Here is a 3,129-nt window from a genome sequence, read left to right on the forward strand (position 1 = left end):
TAGAGGTAATTGCGCTATTTTTGTATTCAAAACATAAAAATTGGACTGATGATTTTTAGTCATCAGTCCGATTTATTATAGAGCCAAAATAAAGGGTGAAATGTTGTATTTAGACATTTCACCCTTTATTTCATGCTTAATATCATTAGTGCATTAGTGGCACTAAACTTGTTAGTAATAATGCTGCGACAACAGCAATTAACATTATGATAATAATGACCTTTAAAACTTTATTATTCAACTTAGCCGCTCCTTAAATTTCAAGTTTCCACTTAAGAACTTTAATTATAGTTAATTTATAGTATATAAATTAACCTTAAATGATTTTAATACAAATGGCAATCAATTTATTTTTGATATCGATGAAAGTCAGTTAAAATAATAATTATATGAGAAAGGGGTTTTTACGTATGGTAAACAGTCAACGCTTATTAAATACATTCTTAGAATTAGTTCAAATTAATTCTGAAACGGGTCATGAAGAAGTTATTCAACCTATTTTAAAAAAACGATTTGAAGGTCTAGGTTTACAAGTAAAAGAAGATAATGCATCTGAGAAAGAGTGGTTAGGTGCTAATAATTTAATTTGTACATTACCAAGCACAACGACTAAAGAAGATGTTTCTAAAATTTATTTTACTAGTCATATGGATACAGTGGTCCCAGGTATAGATGTGAAACCGCAAGTTAAAGATGATGGCTATATTTATTCTGATGGTACAACGGTACTTGGTTCTGATGATAAAGCTGGCTTAGCAGCAATCATTGAAACAATCGAAGTATTAAAAGAAAATAATATTCCTCATGGCCAAATTCAATTTGTAATTACTGTTGGAGAGGAATCTGGATTAAAAGGCGCTAAAGAATTAGATCCATCTATGCTTGATGCTCAATTTGGTTATGCAGTGGATGCTAGTCAACCAGTAGGTACAACGGTAGTAGGTGCGCCGACACAAATGGTATTGAAAACAACTATACATGGGAAAACAGCGCATGCTAGTACGCCAAATGAAGGTATCAGTGCAATCAATATTGCAGCTAAAGCAATTAGTAAAATGAGTTTAGGTCAAATAGATGATTATACAACAGCGAATATTGGTAAATTCCATGGTGGATCAGCTACTAATATTGTAGCTGACGAAGTAGTTATTGAAGCTGAAGCTCGTTCTCATAATGATGAAAGTATCGATAAACAAGTCGCTCACATGAAAGAGGTATTTGAAACGACTGCTCAAGAATTAGGTGGACAAGCTAAAGTTGAAATAGAAAAAAGTTATCCAGGCTTTAAAATTGAAGATGATAATCAAGTGACTCAATATGCTATTAATAGTGCACATAAACTTGGACTTAGTGGAAATACTGTTATTGCTGGCGGTGGTTCAGATGGAAGTATCATTAATACGTATGGCATTCCAACAGTCATCCTTGGCGTGGGATACGAGCATATTCACACTACTTCTGAACGTATAGCTGTTGAGTCTTTAAATCAATTGGCACAACAGTTATTAAAAATCATTGAATTAGTCAGTGAATAGTTATTAGTTTAGTGAAGTCTTTTCAAGTTTTGTGATACAATACTATTGAAAAAATCGAATGAGAGAGGTAAGTAATATGACTCAACAAATAGGTGTAGTAGGATTAGCTGTAATGGGTAAAAACCTAGCATGGAATATTGAATCTCGTGGTTACAGCGTATCAGTATATAATCGCTCAAGCGAAAAAACTGACGAAATGGTAAAAGAATCAGAAGGTAAACAAATTCACCCAACTTATTCTTTAGAAGAATTTGTTAATTCATTAGAAAAACCACGTAAAATTTTATTAATGGTTAAAGCTGGTCCAGCTACAGATGCAACAATTGACAGCTTATTACCTTTATTAGATGACGATGACATTTTAATCGATGGCGGTAATACAAATTATCAAGATACTATCCGTCGTAACAAAGCATTAGCACAAAGCGGTATTAACTTTATTGGAATGGGTGTATCTGGCGGTGAAGTTGGTGCGCTTACAGGTCCTTCATTAATGCCAGGTGGTCAAGAAGCTGCTTACAATAAAGTAAGTGATATTTTAGATGCTATTGCTGCTAAAGCTAAAGATGGTGCTTCATGCGTAGAATACATTGGTCCAAATGGTGCAGGTCACTATGTAAAAATGGTGCATAATGGTATCGAATATGCAGATATGCAATTAATTGCTGAAAGTTACGCAATGATGAAAGATTTACTAGGCATGTCTCATGAAGAAATTTCTAAAACTTTCAAAGAATGGAATGCTGGTGAATTAGAAAGTTATTTAATTGAAATCACTGGTGACATTTTCACTAAATTAGATGAAAATAATGAAGCTTTAGTTGAAAAAATCCTTGATACAGCTGGTCAAAAAGGTACTGGTAAATGGACTTCAATCAACGCATTAGAGTTAGGTATTCCTTTAACAATTATTACTGAATCAGTATTTGCACGTTTCATTTCTTCTATCAAACAAGAACGCGTAAATGCCTCTAAAGAATTAAACGGTCCTGAAGTTAAATTCGATGGTAATAAAGAAGAATTCTTAGAAAAAATTCGTAAAGCATTATATATGAGTAAAATTTGTTCATATGCGCAAGGTTTCGCTCAAATGCGTAAAGCAAGTGAAGAAAATGAATGGAATCTTAAATTAGGCGATCTTGCTATGATTTGGCGTGAAGGTTGTATCATTCGTGCACAATTCTTACAAAAAATTAAAGATGCTTATGATAATAATGCAGAATTACAAAATCTTTTATTAGATCCTTACTTCAAAGGTATTGTTACTGAATACCAAGATGCATTAAGAGATGTTGTTGCGACTGGTGTTCGTAATGGTGTACCAACTCCTGGTTTCTCTGCAAGTGTAAACTACTATGATAGTTACCGTTCTGAAGATTTACCAGCTAACTTAATTCAAGCTCAACGTGACTATTTCGGTGCTCACACTTATGAACGTAAAGATAAAGAAGGCGTATTCCATACTCAATGGGTAGAAGAATAAACCTCTTTAATATATAAAAATTAGGCTCTATAATAAATCGGACTGATGACTAAAAATCATCAGTCCAATTTTTATGTTTTGAATACAAAAATAGCGCAATTACCTCTATAA

General features: G+C 33.1%; 3 protein-coding genes. 2 read left to right on the plus strand and 1 reads right to left on the minus strand.

Annotated elements, in window-relative coordinates; translation table 11 throughout:
• Positions 1-145: 145 nt before the first annotated feature.
• Complete coding sequence (gene prli42, locus CD128_RS11840) at positions 146-241, minus strand: stressosome-associated protein Prli42 (RefSeq protein ID WP_160148974.1); 96 nt, start codon at positions 239-241, stop codon at positions 146-148.
• A gap of 169 nt (positions 242-410) precedes the next feature.
• Here prli42 and CD128_RS06580 point away from each other — a divergent pair, with 169 nt between their 5' ends.
• A complete protein-coding gene (locus CD128_RS06580; protein WP_103329226.1) occupies positions 411-1,535 on the plus strand; it encodes a M20/M25/M40 family metallo-hydrolase in 1,125 nt (374 codons plus the stop codon).
• A 76-nt stretch (positions 1,536-1,611) separates the two neighbouring features.
• On the plus strand, positions 1,612-3,018 hold the full coding sequence (gndA, locus tag CD128_RS06585) for an NADP-dependent phosphogluconate dehydrogenase (RefSeq protein ID WP_103329227.1): 1,407 nt from the start codon (positions 1,612-1,614) through the stop codon (positions 3,016-3,018).
• Positions 3,019-3,129 lie beyond the last annotated feature (111 nt).

This window comes from Staphylococcus croceilyticus, from assembly GCF_002902575.1.
In the GTDB taxonomy this organism is placed as follows: Bacteria; Bacillota; Bacilli; order Staphylococcales; family Staphylococcaceae; genus Staphylococcus; species Staphylococcus croceilyticus.

Excerpts from the sequence above, each read along its gene's own strand:
- gndA (WP_103329227.1), top strand. The coding sequence starts at position 1,612 with ATGACTCAACAAATAGGTGTAGTAGGATTAGCTGTAATGGGTAAAAAC.
- CD128_RS06580 (WP_103329226.1), top strand. The coding sequence starts at position 411 with ATGGTAAACAGTCAACGCTTATTAAATACATTCTTAGAATTAGTTCAA.